Genomic DNA, 15,275 nt, shown 5'->3' with positions numbered 1-15,275 from the left:
CAATGTAATATCCAATATTGTAAGTATTGCAGGGAGGAATTAGAGTTGGCCTAATTGTCCATGCCGCGGCGTCTTTTAGCTATGGACTTGCGGGTCAGAAGAAAGTAGCTTTGCTATATCATTTATAACAAAGTTAAAACCAACAAAATGCAACGTTTACAAGCAATCGGGACAGAAACTGCCACTGGTAAAGTAAAAGATCTTTTTAACGGCGTACAGGCCAAGCTCGGGTCGGTGCCGACAATGTTCCGAACCATGGGAAATTCTGCTGCCGTTCTCGAAGGATATTTGAACCTTAATGGGGCTCTGGCGGGAGGATCTCTTGGCGCCAGGTTGGGAGAGCTGATCGCCCTGACCGTCGCCAATGCCAATGGATGTGAATATTGTAATGCCGCTCATAGCTTTATCGGTGAAAAAATGGTACGGATCGACAGCGCAGCTCTTGCCAACGCCCGGGAAGGGAAGTCCACTTGACCCAAAAGTCCAGGCTGCCCTTGATTTTGCGAAGGTAGTTGTTCGGAAGAAGGGGCATATAACCGATGCTGATTTTGACGCCGTAAAGGCTGCCGGATATTCCGATGCGGCCGTCGCCGAGATCATTGCGCATGTTGCCCTGAACATCCTTACCAACTACTTTAATACCGCGGCCCAGGTATTGGTGGATTTCCCAAGGTTAACCTGGTTGAAATGGCTGTTATTTAGTCATCTACACCCTGCGGGTGACGGTAAGGTTGTCCGCAGGGTCCTAAAATTTGGGAAATGGAACAAAGACTACCCCTGCCTCCTTTTACCCAGGAGACAGCGTTACAAAAAGTACAAATCGCAGAGGATGCCTGGAATACGCGGGACCCTGAGAAAGTTTGTCTTGCATATACCGTTGATACGGAATGGAGGAATCGTACCGAATTTATTAATGGCCGGGAGGAAATAAAGGCTTTCCTTAGGCGAAATGGGAAAGAGAGTTGGGTTACAGGCTAAAAAAGGAGCTCTGGGGGTTCCGGGAGAACCGGATGGCGGTGAGGTTCGAGTACGAATGGCATGATCATGCGGGTCAGTGGTACCGGAGCTATGGCAATGAGCTATGGGAGTTTGACGAGAATGGGTTAATGCGGAAGCGATTTGCAAGTATCAACGACCTGCCGATCAGTGAAAAGGATAGGAAATTCCATGAGGGAGTCAAACCTGCCGGGGTGGTTTTACCTGATGAGTGCGGGGATAGCCTGTGGGATAAAGTGATTGATAATAAAAATTCGTAAGCATGAACTACGAACGGCTGGCATTTACCGATGCTATAAAGAAGCTGCAGGAGACCCACGGCAGCAGGGTGGCTTATGCGAAGATGGAGCAAGGGGACCGCACCGATGGGTTGACTGAGGCGGAGATGGGGTTTATTTCAAGCCGGGACAGCTTTTACCTGGGCAGTATCGGAGAGAACGGCTATCCCTATATTCAGCATCGGGGTGGTCCAAAAGGTTTCCTGGTCGTGCTGGATAGTCATACGCTGGGGATGGTGGATTTTAGTGGGAACAAGCAATATATATCGGTAGGTAATGTGTTAACAAACCCGCGGGTATCGCTATTCCTGATGGACTATCCCCTTAGGGCCAGATTGAAGATGTACGCGAGGATGGAGATTGTAGAGATCGCAGATGATCCCGAACTGTACCGGCGTCTTACGCCGGGAGACTACAAATACAAGGGAGAGCGGATACTGCTGTTCTCCGTAGAAGCATACAGCTGGAATTGTCCGCAGCACATTACGCCCCGATATAGTGTCGGAGAGATAGAAGCGGCTTTTGCAGAGCGGAATGCGTATGTGAACAGGCTGGAAGAGGAAGTCATGCAGCTGAGGGCATTACTGAAGGTTGGCTAATAAGACTGCCCTTGAAGAAAAAAAGTGCTTTAACTATTTAAATTGGCTAAAATTGACCGCACGAACAGAGTATACGCTGATCAACCCTACGACAAGAGCGTTGGCTTTTAGCATATTTACTTTTGAGGACGGGAGCGTTTTCGAAAAAATGAAAAGCTACGGGTATTATTCGATGGTCCTGGTGCGGGAAGGGGAAGGGATATTTCAGTCCGATATTTCAGAGTTTGAGTTCTCCGGCAACAGTCTTATTTGCTTTTCGCTTTATCAGTCTTTTCGACTGCAGCCACGGGGTGAGATAAAGGGACTGCTGATCCATTTTCATCCGGATTTTTTCTGCATTCACAAACACCAGGAAGAGGTGGCTTGTAATGGGGTGTTGTTCAATAATCCCTACGAGAGCCCGCTGGTTGCGTTGGATAAGGAGTCAATGAGTTCGTTGTTAATGCTTGTCCGGTCTTTAGAGGCGGAAATGCAGAATGCAGCGGTGGCTCAATATGAGTTATTGGTTTCCTATTTGAAGATATTTCTGATCCAGGCTTCCAGGATCAAGCTGCAGCTGGGAGGGGCGGCAGCTGTTCCGCAAATCGGGCGGGAGCCCTTTATTTTAAAGACGCTGAAAGATGCGATCGAGGAGCATTTCAGGACCAAGCATAGTGCGGGTGAGTATGCCAGCCTGTTGAATATTACTACAAAGGCATTGAATAAGCTGAGCAAAGCGCATTTCAAAAAGACCCTGACCGGTCTTATTGCTGAGCGGATCATGGTGGAGGCCAAACGGGAACTGTACCTGACGGCAAAATCGGTAAAATTGATTGCGTACGAGCTGGGATTCAATGATGAGTTTTATTTTAGCAGGTTTTTCAAAAATCAGGCCTCGGTGTCACCACAGATATACAGGGAGACCGTAGGGTTTGGGAAGGGTGGATAATCGATCAGAACCCGCGCTGGCGAAAATGGGGACCTTATGTGGGCGAGCGGCAATTGGGGAAGGTCCGCGAGGACTTGTCTCGTCCTGAAAAAACCTTACACGGTTTTACAATAATCCTGAAAAGTCTTGACATGGATTTTTATTAATCTGTGCGTGCCATAACTACGGTTGCCAATTATTTTTCATGATTGCAGTGATATAGGGTTATGGTCATCCTATTTGCCCGAGATCACTTTTTATTAGATCGATTTAATTGATCGGTAAAAGTCTTTGATCAGGTGTTTATCATTGACTTGAGAATACATCATGTCAATATCTTCATCATTAATTGGGTCGTCCAAGGCACGACCAGCACCATATACACCAACTTTTTTCAGGCGTTGAGTATCCTCGATGGATTTTAGAGCCAATCTGACGCGCTCTCAAACCTCTTCATACCGAATGATGATCTCGTATAGAAATCTTGTTCTAAAATCACTGATTATGTATCGGCATTTTATGCAACAATTTAAAAAGTTTGTTCATATTACTGATCCGCTTTAGGGTAGATTATATTTACAAGCTTTGTATGTTTGTCCACATGGCAGTTACAAACCATTCAGGTTCTTTTTTAAAATGTCATATAGCTCACGATGCTTATATGGATTCTTACTCTTTAACTTTTCAAGGTTTTGCAATTTTCAGTTAATTGCCGGGAAACGTTGAAAGTCATAAATGTTCCAGTCCGGCGTAATATTTTTTAAACTTAGCAGAAATTCTTTGTCGCTTTCGGTCAAATTCTTGTGAATAGTGGCTAGGAGATTTTGCCTGATGCTTTCGTACTCTTCGTAGGTAAAGGTTTCATCTGACATGCCCGAAAACTGATTAGCAAGCGCCGAGCGCTGATCCTGGAAGTTCGGGGCAATTACCTCGTTGATAGGCCTGTCACTACAAAGCAGAAGTAGCAAAAACCCCTCCTTTATTTCCTGCGTAAAACCTTCCTTTTCCAGCATGTATTTAACATCGAACAGATCGCGCGGATGCTGGCGGTCAAGGGCCGCGATTATTTTGCCGCCAAATAGTTGTCCGATGGGAACAACAGGAATGGTACAAAAAGCTTCAAATGTCGTTTGGGCCTTTTCGCATAACTGTATTTCTTGCGGTTCTGCTATAGCTCCTCGATTAGTCAGGTTGACTTCGAGCTTGACATCCGCCTTGTTGGCGGAGATCTGCAATTTGCCATTATTTAGGCGTGGGGTAATTCTAGCACCTGGAACAACTTTCTCAATATTTGCCTTTATTCTTTCCAGCGCCTCAGTGATATTTTTTAGAGATGTTTCTCTATTTTCGATTGGAAGATAGGTGAGATCAATATCTACGGACAAACGCGGCATGTCGCGCACAAAAAGATTGATCGCCGTGCCACCGTGCAGAGCGAGGCATTTTTCTTTGGCGACTTCGGGCAATACGCTCAGTAATAGCGATACTTGTTGCCTATATATCTTTTCCATATTTTTCTAATTCTCTCGGAACGGTTATTTCATATTTATCTATAAGTACCCCATTTTTAACAACGCCGCGCTTACCCCTCCCTAAATCCACACTACTGAGGTCAAGGTATTTAAACCAATTATGATCGGCTTTTTCGGCCATATAAAGGAATAATCGCTTTACTTTAACCGATTGGCAGCTCTCCAGCAATGTTTGAACCTGCTTTGGTATGAGATTATTCAGACCCTCCATAAGTTGAAAGCACTCCATGAGCTCTTGTTTTTGTGGAGCAAGATGCAGGCATTCCATGATAGCGCGAGCCGCGCCCGAAACTTTGATAGAGAAATTGGTTAGTTCGACATTTGTCAGACCTAGGTCCGACGGCAGAAAAGATGTTTCGTGATAATCGACTTTCACACCCCAATCATGATTTTTGAACCATGTTGGAAGTTTTGTGCCTTTGCCGCCGAATAATACAACCTGGCCAGAAGATAATTCTAAGTAGTGGGCTTTCCCTAACAACGCGAGCGCTGTTCGGCCTCCAGGATGTACTGTGATGCCATTTTGCTCCTGTAATGCGTAGATCGCCCCTTCGTACCCAACCTTATCATTGGCGCGGATAAATGCACCGGCACCAAGAGATCTCAACCAGTTACTTTTCTTGTATCGTTGCTGCAGGTCATGACTATAACCCTGTCCTGTCATCCAAGAGGATAGAAGCACTATTCCCGGCGGATGGGAATTTAGCAGACGGTTTAATTTGCTTCCTGTTATCGTACTCATAGTACGAATATACAACTAAATTTAAACTATTTCAGCCTTTAGTTTAATTCTAGTCCTTTTTTGGTACTATTAGTACTAATATAAGGATAAATTTAAACTAATTATCACCCATTGCCGCCTTCGATGGCGTATAGATCTTGTGTACTTTAGACCATTATATAAGGAAATTTGTAAAAAACCTTAGAAAATGACCTCCGGGGATTTCTAGGAATTTGATTATCAATTAATTGGCACAATTGGTAGAAAGTTTCGTATGACGGCAGTAAAAAAATTGTCACAAACTTTCAAAAATTCATGACAGGATATAATGACTCGCTGCCACCATTAAACGCTTATACCCATGGCCTAAATGGTGGTTATGTCCAAAGCGGTCGGGGTCGGCCGGTTGGGTGTGAGGGGTGGCGGAAAGGACCTGGGGAATATTGGCGCTGAAGCGGGTTTCGGGATGCGGGGCCTTCTGTTGGTGACCCTGTTTGGTGGATCGCAGGAGGGGGACGATGGCCGCGTCGAAGGCGGAGGTGGTGTACTCCGGACCCAGGTGCTTGCCGGTTACGGCAATGCGGGTTTGGTGATTGACGAAGATCTGGTCGTGAGGATTGCGGCCATTGGCCGGCGGGCGGACGATCTCGATGCCGTCGCGTTGTAAGTGAGATACCAGCGAGGGTAGGGTCGGGTGCCCCTGGTCCAGCGTCCAGTCGATGCGGGATTTGACGGAGACCAGCTGTTTTTCCCGTTGGATCCAGCTTTCCGTATACTTTTTATCGAGCCGGCTTTGTATGTGTAGTCCCGGGGCCGATATATACTGTAGTATTTGCCGGAAAAATGCGGAAAGAAAGGTTGATTATGCAGCCCAATGGTTGAAGACGTCGTCATGGATCATGGCTGGGGACTCCGTCGCCAGAATCCCGAGGAAGACGGCAGCGCAAACAGTCCGGCGATATAGAGCAGGTTGATCTCATAGCGCGGCGGGCCGAACTGAGGCCCGCCGGGTGTCAGGCCTATCGTTTTAATAGAACTATAGCCGAAGTGAATATGGATGGTAAACATGGCGACGAGCATCGTGGCAATCAGCGGGACTGCTGCTTAGTGTTGTTTTGATTAAATGTGAGAGGTTCTTCGATTTTAACGGGAGATTAGTGGCCGGATATGGTGTTCGTGAAGCAGGGTGCGTTTTATTCCAACTATAGTGGATATTTGCATCATGGAAGATCTTGTTCCCTTCATCGAGAATATTTTTAAAAAGGTCAAACTGGACCAGGAGAACCTGGACAGATTACTTGATGCATTTACCAAGGTAAAGGTAAAAGAAGCAGTTTATGATCCAGCCTGGCTTCGTGGCCGGGCAGCGTATGTATGTGCTGAAGGGCGCGTTCAGGTCCTATATTATTGACGATAAAGGGACAGATCATACCATCCAGTTTGCGATTGAGGACTGGTGGATATCCGACTACAACAGCTATATTTATCAGACGCCTGCTACGCAATTCGTAGTGGCGCTGGAAGACAGTACAATCATGCAGATCGATTATCGCCGGGAGCAGGAGCTGAAGGCGTCATCCCACCAGCTGGAGACCCTCTTTCGGATGATGGCAGAAAAGTCGGCCGCCTTCTATGCGCGGCGGATCACCTCCAATCTGACGCAAAATGCAGAGCAGCGATACAACGAGTTCGTTCAGCAATTTCCCCGGGTCGCCCAGCGTCTGCCACAGTATGCTCTTGCATCCTACCTCAATATGACCAGGGAGTTCCTCTCCAAGATCCGCAATGACAAGGTCAGAAAAAAGTGAACCAGTTCACCTATATTTAGTAAGCTAGTTCATTTTTAAGCCATTGACCCCCTTATAATTTTGCTGTGAAATTTAAAACACAGAAAATGGCAGGAAAATTAAAGGACAAAGTCGCCGTCGTTACTGGTGGTAGCAGCGGTATCGGCCTCGGGATCGCTAAACGCTTCGCAGAAGAGGGTGCTAAGGTTGCTATCACGGGCCGGAATCAGGCAACGATCGACAAAGCCCTGAAAGAGATCGGACCTAACGGGCTCGGTGTTCAGGGAGATGTTGCAAAGCTCGATGACCTGACCCGGATATATCAGACCGTAGAAAAGAGGCTCGGCAGGATCGATACACTGGTCGTCAACGCCGGGGTATATGTGCTGGGACCGCTGACGGCCTTTACCGAGGAGCAGTTTGACAAGGTTAGTGATATTAACTTCAAGGGGGCTTTCTTCTCTGTACAAAAGGCGTTGCCAGTCTTAAAGGACGGCGCCTCGGTAGTGTTGATATCTTCTACGGTAAATCAGAAAGGTATACCGAACCATGCCGCCTATTCCGCAACGAAGGCAGCAGTTCGGTCGCTGGCACGCAGCTTTCTCCGCTGAATTGCTTGACCGAAGGATTCGTGTCAATACGTTGACGCCCGGCCCGATCGACACGCCGGTATTCCACACCGTCACGGGCTCCGACGAAGAGGCCAACGCTATGAAGGAAGCCATGGGGAACTTCACCCCGGTAAAGCGCGTAGGTACGTCTGACGAGATCGCGGCTGCCGCTGTCTATATGGCTTCGGATGATTCCCGGTTCATGCTGGGTGCGGAAATTCTTCTCGACGGTGGCCTGCGAGATCTTTAATATTCAAAATGGAAGCCGATGCCGCCAAAGCAATGTTTGCGCAGTTCACTCCTTTCGGTCGTATCGGTCGCCCGGAAGAGATGGCGGCGGCCTCCTTCTTCCTTACTTCTGACGACAGCAGCTATATCACGGGTGTCGATCTGGTGGCTGATGGCGGCATGACGCAATTATAGAGAGGTTGAATAAGCGAGGAGCTAGTTGTCCGCGGGAAGATGGACTGTATTGGCCTTATGTCCCCGGGCTTTTGCGGGACAACAAAGGGTGCCTGCGTCATTTAATATTTAGGAAAAGTATCATTTTGTTGTATTGTTAGGTTGTCCGGTGGGACGCTCCAAATATAGGCGAGGGAAAGGCAGGGAGGGATGTCTGATCTTTCCGAGTCGTTGTCTCATTTTCCCGAATTTCCCTTGGGAGCGTGCCGGGGTGTATGCGGTAAAGATGGCGGAATTGATGCGCGAGAACGGGGACGATTTTAAGCCGATCCCAGGTGACATGAGCTTTAAATAGCTGAGATGGTAAAGGAGAGGAGGAAAAGCGTATTAGTGGCTGCATTGATGCGCCGATCATGTTTTGAGATTTGCCAGTGACCATGCCTCGAATGAGTACTGAAAAAAATGATAAGATAGTTGAGTCGCCCAGAGGAAGGCATTCGGTTTGATAAGGCAACCGCGGCTATTCAAGGTGATATGCATCGATGGCGTTTCCAATGGACAAGGTCAGATCTGTTGGTTTTTGACTATCATAGTGGACCCATATTGATTTTCTTTTGGTAAGCCTGACTTCAGGAATCGCGGGGGAACTTCCCTGATACAGCGAGCGAATGTTGCGCACGACGTAAAAGTGTGGGTCGTCATTCAGTTGAACGTCAGCCCGAAGGTTTAAAGAAATGTGGCTATCGCCGAGGCGATAAGTAGGAAGGTAGATAGGAGAGCGAAAGGAGACTGATAATGAAGTTAGATAATATGCATTAATAACTTCTTAAGGGATGATTAGAATGAAATTAGAAATCGGCGGTATAAGTGTTTTCAATAGTTGCCAGGTAAGGGCATGCTGTTTGCTAATTGATAGCATATGAATAGGTTATCCTTTAAAGTTCTTTTGCTGATCGCAGGGACTTTGGTGCTGGTGGCAGGAGTGGGAATTTGTGCCTTTCGGCTGCATGATTTGTCGGTACGGCAAAAAGTTGTTAAGGAAGATTACAGCTTTGTCAACAACATCAGTTTTGGCGTCCTATCGGTGAACAAATGGCGCGATCTGATGGTGACCGCGATTTCACACCGGATAGAGAATTTCAATTTGTCGGCTGCAGAACGCGATTCGTTGGAAAAGGCGGTCGAGGGAATATTGAACGGTCTGGTGGATAAAGTCGACAGCCTGATGGATGCGCCGCAAAAATCGCTAGGCGGTAAGCTCCGAAAACTAGCCTATCACGCCTTTGTAAAGAAAGACGACATGCATAAAATGGTTCCTTCATTTTCGCGGAAGATCATGGCCGAGCTGATGCGGCCACGCAATAAGGATAAGCTGGCGTACCTGGCCAAAAGCAAGTTGGAGGACCTTGGACAGGACACATACGATAGCTCGCAGCTGGCGGAAACCTCCCGACTGGATTCTGTTTACAGGAAATATGGAGTTAAGGACGTCGATGGATTCGACAAATATGTGGCCGGTCATCTGGCAGATATCCAACGAAACTCATACAGGTATGCATATGCAATGCTGGGCCTGGTATTTATTGTGTTGATCATTTGGATTCCACTACGCCGATCTCAAACGCTTTTTGTTCCTTTATACCTTTTATCTATCCTGATGGCCCTGGTCCTTTTGGTGACAGGGATCACCAGCACCATGATCGAGATCGACGCCAGGATCAATTCACTGAGTTTTACCGTTATCGGCGAGACTGTCGCATTTAAAAACCAGGTTATCTTCTTCCAAAGCAAAAGCATCGTGGACGTCGTTAGGATACTGATCCAAACCGGCCGAACCGACTCAATTTTGGTCGGGATCCTTATATTAATGTTCAGCATTTTCTTTCCGGTGACCAAATTGCTGTCGGCCGGAATCTACCTGTTGTCCGGAAAATGGTCGAAGAACAGATTGATCAACTATTTCGCCTTTCACTCCGGAAAATGGAGCATGGCCGACGTGACGGTGGTCGCTATCTTTATGGCTTACATTGGTTTCAATGGCATTTTGGACGACCAGATGCGCTACCTCAATTTTAATTCCTCGGGCTTTACCAGTATCGCTACGAATCATACATCACTCCAGCCGGGATACATCGTTTTCGTCGGATTTGTACTTTTCGGCCTGCTGCTTTCTCAGCTGTTGCAACACAGGAAGAAGATGCCGGTACACTATTAGAAGGGGCCTGCCGGGAATGCTTTTTGCTTTTTTCTTTTTTATGAAAAAGGGATTCGAAGGAAAAGCTGGTTGTCATCACCGGGGCTTCTGCCGGTTTGGGTCGTGCAATTGTAAGAGCTTTCGCCCTCCAGGGCGCCAATATCGGGCTATTGGCAAGGGGCATCGATGGGCTCACGGCGGCCAAGAGAGAGGTGGAAGAATTGGGGAGTAAGGCAGTAGTCGTGCCGACGGACGTTGCTGATATGAAGCAAATGGAATCGGCTGCCGAGCGTGTCGAGATGGAGTTGGGGCCCATTGATATCTGGGTCAATAATGCCATGGTGAGCGTGTTCGGCCCGTTACAAAAAATGACAGCGGAGGAGTTCAGGCGGGTAACGGACGTCACCTATCTGGGGCAGGTATATGGAGCGATGGCGGCGCTGAAAAAGATGTCGCCACGCGGGCGGGGTAAAATCATTTTCATAGGATCCGCCCTGGCCTATCGCGGAATCCCCCTGCAATCTGCCTACTGTGGCGCAAAACATGGTATTCATGGCTTTTTCGAGTCGTTGCGTGCCGAATTGTTGCATGATAAAAGCGGGGTTAAGGTTTGCATGGTGCAAATGCCAGCTATGAATACCACACAGTTCGGATTTGTAAAGAGCTATCTTCCGAATAAGCCCAAGCCGATGGGTACGATCTATGAACCGGAGGCGGCGGCTAATGCGGTGCTCCATGCGGCTGCACACGATGGCAGGGAGATTTACTATGGTTATTCTACCTACGAGACCATCTTCGGCAATAAATTGGCACCTGGTTTCCTCGACCATCACCTGGCAGAAACGGGCTATGCAGGTCAACAGACGGATGAGCAAAAGGACCCGGACCAGGATAATAATCTTTGGAAGCCCTTACCGGGCGACCATGGCGCACGTGGACCGTTCTCAGGGGGCGCCCTTGATTACAGCCCGCTGTTCCGGATAAAGAGACACGCCGTTCTCATCGGTACGGGGCTCATGGCGGCGGTACTGGCCATTGCTTTTGCAGCGAATGTAAAAAAGGGATAGGGTAGCTACAAGACATATTTCTCAAAGAATTTACTGTGTGCCAGGTAGGGGAGCGCAGCAGCGCTAACGCCCAGGATCAACACAATACCCAAAAGCAATCCTTTGAATTCGGTGTTGACTGCGGCGTCCGCAAAACGATGGATGAACTCGGTGCGCCATGCGAACAGTAAAGTGATTCCCGAGAAACAAAGGGTAAATAGGATATCTTTTTTGCCGAACAAGGTTACAAAAGGGAATACAGCATGCCGATGAACAGCAGCAAAAGATTGACAGCAAAAATGAGAGAAGAAACGTTGATAAGGGCCGATGGCGTATAGCCAGTAGCGTCACGGTAGCCAATGTTATAGGCAAGACAGATCAAGGTGTCGATGATGCCAATGAACAAACCTGCTAACATGGCGTGACCAAACGGTGAGTCATTTTCGAAACTCATAATATGAAGAATTGAGGATGGATAATATGAGCAGTCAGAAACGGCTAAGAACCATAAAGTTTATAGAGTAACCTTGGAAAGAGATTAGAAAGGCATTATAATTTGATTAGAATATTGAATTCAGCCCCCGGGGCGATTAAACGATCTGGCACAGGAATTTCGGTTCATGAATAGCGATGAAAAAAATGATATCAATCACCCGGCGCCGGGGGCGCCGGGGAACTATTCACCCTGGACTTCAGGTGCAAAGACGGGTATAGGCCGCGCCGTAAATGCCGGATCGACGGTGAGCTTTACCGTTGGCAAGGGAGTGCTTAATGAAGTCTATTTTCCCCAGGAAGACATAGCTTGTCTACGTGAGTGCTTCTTTCTCGTAGCAGATGGCGACGGATACTTCTGCGATGAACGAAAGGCCGTGCGGGAGCTGGAAAAGACAAGAGGGCCGGGTATTCCTGCTTTCGTCATCCGGAACAAGTGCCCTTCCAATAGCTGGCAGTTGCGCAAGGAAATTGTCTCCGACCCGGGCCGGAATGCGGTTCTGCAGCGGGTTCGCTTCGGGGCATTCCGGGAAAGCCTGAAATTATATGTGTGCCTGACACCTCATCTGCATAATCAGGGTTCAGATAACGAGGGCTGGGTTGGGCAGTATAAAGGCATGGTTATGCTGTTTGCAGCAGCCGATGGACTTTGCCTGGCGATGGCATGCAGTACGGGTTGGGACCTGGCGACCGTTGGATTTATCGGGAAGTCCGACGGGTATTCCGATCTGCAGGAAAACAGAGAACTGACTCAGACATACGACTACGCCGGCCGCGGGAATATCCAGCTGTGTGCAGCGCCGGCAGCGGCGAGAGAGATCATTCTCTCCATCGGCTTTGGCATCACGCCGGAAGAGGCCGCTTTCCAGGCAAGGTCGAGCCTGCTTGCCGGATTCGGAACGATATGGGACCAATATTGCGGGGAATGGAAGGAGTGGCAAAAGATGATGAAAAGAAATTGGAAGGGTCGCGTGGCGGTCAGCCATTGGATCCCGGAAAGTCTTGCAGCATTGCGGATAGCGGAGAGCAGGAGGTATCCGGGAGGGATCATAGCCAGCCTGGCGATACCCTGGGGGCAATCGCATGGGGTGAACGGCGGCCTTGGCTATCACCTGGTCTGGCCGAGAGACCTTGTGGAGAGCGCCTGGGGATTTCTGGCGTTGGACGCTACAGAGGATGTGTTGCGAATTATCAATTATCTTTTTACGACACAGGATAGTGATGGGAAATGGTCACAGAATATGTGGCTCGACGGAAGGCCTTGCCTTGCCCGGCTTCAGATGGACCAGGTAGCCTTGCCGGTGCTCCTTCTGTATGCGTGCTTCCGTCGTGGCCTGCCAGGCCGGGGGCACCGGCGAAGGTATTTGCCCGGGTTGCGGCGGGCCGTGAATTTCCTGCTGGAGTTTGGTCCGGCCACTGAGGAGGACCGATGGGAACAGCAGAGCGGGCTTTCACCGTTTACGCTCGCGACGGAAGCTGGCGGCACTGGTGTCGGCGGCGGAATTGTTGGAGAGGGAGGGAGAAGACTCGTTGGCACGGCGTTGCCGGAAGACGGCGGACGACTGGAATGCGCAGATCGAGGCATGGACCTTCGTGGAAGATACGGATACCGCACGCCGGTACGGCGTGCGCGGATACTATGTCCGAGTGAATCCATCAATGGGGCCGGTACAGGCAGTAAAGGATCAATGCGTGAACATCAAACATCATCCGGAAGGCGACGGAGTAAAGGCCGTGAATGAAATAATATCGGTGGATGCGTTGGCGCTGGTGCGGTTCGGACTGCGCCGGGCCGATGATCCGCGCATTCTCGATACCCTGCGCGTGATCGATGGCGAATTGAGAAGGGACCTTCCTGGCGGGCCGAGCTGGCGCCGGTATACCTTTGACGGCTATGGAGAAAATGAATCAGGAGAGCCTTTCGAGCACATCGGAATTGGCCGATGCTGGCCGTTGCTCACCGGCGAGCGGGCCCACTATGAGATAGCCGCCGGCCATTTCGGGAAGGCGAAAGCGTTATTCAGAACGATGGAATCCTTCAGTCATAACGGATTGTTTCCCGAACAGGTTTGGGACGCGGACGACATCCCGGACAAAGGATTGTTCCATGGTCTATACACGGGCTCAGCGATGCCACTGACCTGGGCGCAGGCGGAGTATATCAAGCTGGCAGTTTCGCTGCGGCAGCGGCGGGTATTCGACCTGCCTTCGGCAGCTGCCAGGCGTTATCTTAAATAAGGAGCGGCGCCTATCCGATATTTATCGCACATATTTTTGCCAAAGGCCGTAGCGTTCCGTTATCCGGCCGCGCGGAATGGACAATAAGCAGATAAGAATACCTGTAGTTGTGCCGGTGAGCGAAAGTGGCAGACCGGCATTTACGAGCCAGGGAAGCAGCACAACGGCCAGTCCTCCCAGCCAATTGGCGAAGCGTACTACCCTGACCACTTCCCCCATGCTGATGACAGAACAAACGATCACCCAGGCTCCCGCTATATCAAAGATGTGTGCTGCCATGGTACGAATGGACACCTGCCAGAGCGCCGGTGCGAAAAGGAGGACGACGCCGAGAGTCGTTGTCAGGACGAGCGATATCGGAACACTCATGCCCCACACCGACGCATTGATGATCATGCCCGGCTGATGAGGAAACGAGAGGATCCCGGGCGATCGTTCGTCCTTGTTGTGTTCCGCAGGCTCACCGCCCAGCCAGAACACTCGCCAAAACGGTTCTCCTTCCTGGTAGCCTGCACCAGGTGCTGGCCCATGGCAATGACCTCATCCACCTCGAGCGGCAGCATCGGCAACATGATCGCGGCAGCCAGTAAGCACAACGTACACCAGGAACCGACAGCCACAGGTTGTGACATGACCAGAAAGATGTGCACGAGGCCGAGTGGTATGACAAGGATGCCGAAGAAGGTAACCATCCAGGGCATGGTGCGCCATCTGGCGGGACCACCCATCCAGCCCATGAGGAACTCGAATGTATAAGCAAATGCACCGAGAGCGCCGTCGGAAACGGGCCAGCTGAGCGACATCGACGAATTGAGCACCCGCCGGGTCTGCTCGTGGAAAAATGGATCCCAGACAGTATCGATGAACCCAAGCTGCCATGCACCAAGATAACGGGACACCATCCAGCCCGCAAAGCCCAGAACGATCATGATCCAGCGTTGCGCCCAGCTGGATGGATTGTAGCTCCACCCTGCCGGAACCTCAGAACCTGTCTTCATGAAAACCATCATATTGGGCATACCCGGCATTAGCACGGAAAGCGAGATAACCAGGACGCCAACCAACGTGTCGTTGACATAGATCATCGCAGAGGGAGCCCAGAACAGGAGGGGCGCTGCGTTCAGCCACACGCCGACCAGGCAGCAAAGCCAAAGACTGACGGGCCGGTTGGGACTGAGCGACCGTGTGCCGAATATCAAGAGGATGATACCGCAAATCCTGTCCGACCATTTACACGCGGCTATCCTTGTGGAATAATCGAGCCAAAGCGAGCGTGTCTCGTTGATCGTCGACAGGCCTTTTTCATAACTAAAGGTCGCCGGCATCAACAACAACCAGCAACCAAGGATGACGAGCATCCAATACATCCAGAGCGTCTGTTCATGATGCATGTGCAGTTGGCTGCTGGTATCCATTTGCTGATCGTCTGCTTGCTGTTTCATAGATAAATTCCTGCAATAGCTGTTCCGTCG

At 49.6% G+C, this 15,275-nt stretch carries 16 protein-coding genes and 3 pseudogenes; 13 read left to right on the top strand and 6 right to left on the bottom strand.

Annotated elements, in window-relative coordinates; genetic code table 11:
• Nucleotides 1-147 precede the first annotated feature (147 nt).
• From ACQ86N_RS30480 to ACQ86N_RS30465, 4 genes and pseudogenes are all read left to right on the top strand, one after another.
• Nucleotides 148-474 (top strand): carboxymuconolactone decarboxylase family protein, encoded by a 327-nt coding sequence (locus ACQ86N_RS30480; RefSeq protein WP_431210334.1) that lies wholly within the window; start codon nt 148-150, stop codon nt 472-474.
• A 285-nt stretch (nt 475-759) separates the two neighbouring features.
• Nucleotides 760-1,256, top strand: a pseudogene (locus ACQ86N_RS30475) (DUF1348 family protein).
• Nucleotides 1,257-1,258: 2 nt separating this feature from the next.
• Nucleotides 1,259-1,873: a pyridoxamine 5'-phosphate oxidase family protein gene (locus tag ACQ86N_RS30470; protein WP_431210333.1), complete on the top strand. Its 615-nt coding sequence runs from the start codon at nt 1,259-1,261 to the stop codon at nt 1,871-1,873.
• 52 nt (nt 1,874-1,925) lie between these two features.
• Nucleotides 1,926-2,801 carry a helix-turn-helix domain-containing protein gene (locus ACQ86N_RS30465; RefSeq protein ID WP_431210332.1) on the top strand — a complete coding sequence of 292 codons (876 nt, stop codon included), beginning with the start codon at nt 1,926-1,928 and terminating at the stop codon, nt 2,799-2,801.
• A 680-nt stretch (nt 2,802-3,481) separates the two neighbouring features.
• Here ACQ86N_RS30465 and ACQ86N_RS30460 read toward each other — a convergent pair.
• Complete coding sequence (locus tag ACQ86N_RS30460; RefSeq protein ID WP_431210331.1) at nt 3,482-4,291, bottom strand: nucleotidyl transferase AbiEii/AbiGii toxin family protein; 810 nt, start codon at nt 4,289-4,291, stop codon at nt 3,482-3,484.
• Nucleotides 4,275-5,054 carry a type IV toxin-antitoxin system AbiEi family antitoxin gene (locus tag ACQ86N_RS30455; protein ID WP_431210330.1) on the bottom strand — a complete coding sequence of 260 codons (780 nt, stop codon included), beginning with the start codon at nt 5,052-5,054 and terminating at the stop codon, nt 4,275-4,277. The genes ACQ86N_RS30460 and ACQ86N_RS30455 overlap by 17 nt, the downstream gene beginning before the upstream one ends.
• Nucleotides 5,055-5,412: 358 nt before the next feature.
• On the opposite strand from ACQ86N_RS30455, the gene ACQ86N_RS30450 reads away from it, so the two are divergent.
• Nucleotides 5,413-5,700, top strand: a complete 288-nt coding sequence (locus tag ACQ86N_RS30450) for a hypothetical protein (RefSeq protein WP_431210329.1) — start codon at nt 5,413-5,415, stop codon at nt 5,698-5,700.
• A 230-nt stretch (nt 5,701-5,930) separates the two neighbouring features.
• On the opposite strand, the gene ACQ86N_RS30445 is transcribed toward ACQ86N_RS30450, so the two are convergent.
• Nucleotides 5,931-6,113: a hypothetical protein gene (locus tag ACQ86N_RS30445; RefSeq protein ID WP_431210328.1), complete on the bottom strand. Its 183-nt coding sequence runs from the start codon at nt 6,111-6,113 to the stop codon at nt 5,931-5,933.
• 257 nt (nt 6,114-6,370) lie between these two features.
• Between ACQ86N_RS30445 and ACQ86N_RS30440 the strand changes: the two genes are divergently transcribed.
• The 6 genes and pseudogenes from ACQ86N_RS30440 to ACQ86N_RS30415 form a co-directional block, all read left to right on the top strand.
• Nucleotides 6,371-6,841: a Crp/Fnr family transcriptional regulator gene (locus tag ACQ86N_RS30440; protein ID WP_431210327.1), complete on the top strand. Its 471-nt coding sequence runs from the start codon at nt 6,371-6,373 to the stop codon at nt 6,839-6,841.
• Nucleotides 6,842-6,927: 86 nt separating this feature from the next.
• On the top strand, nt 6,928-7,431 hold the full coding sequence (locus ACQ86N_RS30435) for an SDR family NAD(P)-dependent oxidoreductase (RefSeq protein ID WP_431210326.1): 504 nt from the start codon (nt 6,928-6,930) through the stop codon (nt 7,429-7,431).
• Nucleotides 7,370-7,681, top strand: coding sequence for an SDR family oxidoreductase (locus tag ACQ86N_RS30430; protein ID WP_431210325.1), 312 nt, complete (start codon nt 7,370-7,372; stop codon nt 7,679-7,681). Before ACQ86N_RS30435 ends, ACQ86N_RS30430 begins: the two co-directional genes overlap by 62 nt.
• Nucleotides 7,682-7,689: 8 nt before the next feature.
• A complete protein-coding gene (locus ACQ86N_RS30425) occupies nt 7,690-7,854 on the top strand; it encodes an SDR family oxidoreductase (RefSeq protein WP_431210324.1) in 165 nt (54 codons plus the stop codon).
• A gap of 898 nt (nt 7,855-8,752) precedes the next feature.
• A complete protein-coding gene (locus ACQ86N_RS30420; RefSeq protein ID WP_431210323.1) occupies nt 8,753-10,048 on the top strand; it encodes a paraquat-inducible protein A in 1,296 nt (431 codons plus the stop codon).
• Between the two features lie 62 nt (nt 10,049-10,110).
• Nucleotides 10,111-11,094 (top strand): annotated as a pseudogene (locus ACQ86N_RS30415) (SDR family oxidoreductase); the annotation flags it as partial.
• Nucleotides 11,095-11,317: 223 nt separating this feature from the next.
• Here ACQ86N_RS30415 and ACQ86N_RS30410 read toward each other — a convergent pair.
• Nucleotides 11,318-11,527 carry a hypothetical protein gene (locus ACQ86N_RS30410; RefSeq protein ID WP_431210322.1) on the bottom strand — a complete coding sequence of 70 codons (210 nt, stop codon included), beginning with the start codon at nt 11,525-11,527 and terminating at the stop codon, nt 11,318-11,320.
• A gap of 166 nt (nt 11,528-11,693) precedes the next feature.
• On the opposite strand from ACQ86N_RS30410, the pseudogene ACQ86N_RS30405 reads away from it, so the two are divergent.
• Nucleotides 11,694-13,031, top strand: a pseudogene (locus ACQ86N_RS30405) (hypothetical protein); the annotation flags it as partial.
• 22 nt (nt 13,032-13,053) lie between these two features.
• Nucleotides 13,054-13,803: a glycoside hydrolase family 15 protein gene (locus ACQ86N_RS30400; protein ID WP_431210321.1), complete on the top strand. Its 750-nt coding sequence runs from the start codon at nt 13,054-13,056 to the stop codon at nt 13,801-13,803.
• 21 nt (nt 13,804-13,824) lie between these two features.
• On the opposite strand, the gene ACQ86N_RS30395 is transcribed toward ACQ86N_RS30400, so the two are convergent.
• Nucleotides 13,825-14,283 carry a hypothetical protein gene (locus ACQ86N_RS30395; RefSeq protein ID WP_431210320.1) on the bottom strand — a complete coding sequence of 153 codons (459 nt, stop codon included), beginning with the start codon at nt 14,281-14,283 and terminating at the stop codon, nt 13,825-13,827.
• Nucleotides 14,196-15,245, bottom strand: coding sequence for a vitamin K epoxide reductase family protein (locus ACQ86N_RS30390; RefSeq protein WP_431210319.1), 1,050 nt, complete (start codon nt 15,243-15,245; stop codon nt 14,196-14,198). The genes ACQ86N_RS30395 and ACQ86N_RS30390 overlap by 88 nt, the downstream gene beginning before the upstream one ends.
• Nucleotides 15,246-15,275 lie beyond the last annotated feature (30 nt).

The organism is Puia sp. P3, from assembly GCF_050632245.1.
Classification (GTDB): Bacteria; Bacteroidota; Bacteroidia; order Chitinophagales; family Chitinophagaceae; genus Puia.
This window is presented reverse-complemented; position numbering and strand designations above follow the sequence as displayed.